Genomic DNA, 335 nt, shown 5'->3' on the forward strand with positions numbered 1-335 from the left:
CTGTGATCTAATAGATATTATTCACCCACGGTAAATTGTTATGGCCAACTACAAGCCAGACTTATCCTGCCAAAATAAATTCATTCCAATCAATTTTGCTGAGCAAATATTGCCAGGTACATTTGAGTATGCGCTTTGTTATATTGTCGAAAATAAACTCGATTTGTCGGGCTTTGACGCGTGGTATAACAACGACAAAACAGGCGCGGCGGCGTATCCGCCGTCAGTGATGTTAAAGATTATTTTGCTCGGCTATGCACATGGTTTGATCAGCAGCCGCCGTATTGCTAAGGCGTGTGAGACGAATATTTTGTTCATGAGTGTGTCGGGTGATA

Annotated in this window: 1 protein-coding gene; it reads left to right on the forward strand. The window is 42.4% G+C overall.

Annotated features, from left to right (window positions below):
- Nucleotides 1-40: 40 nt before the first annotated feature.
- Nucleotides 41-335 (forward strand): transposase (locus H5187_RS24130; RefSeq protein ID WP_182798531.1); only part of this gene is annotated, 295 nt, incomplete at its 3' end.

It is taken from the genome of Pseudoalteromonas sp. SG44-1, assembly GCF_014164315.1.
Taxonomy (GTDB): domain Bacteria; phylum Pseudomonadota; class Gammaproteobacteria; order Enterobacterales; family Alteromonadaceae; genus Pseudoalteromonas; species Pseudoalteromonas rhizosphaerae.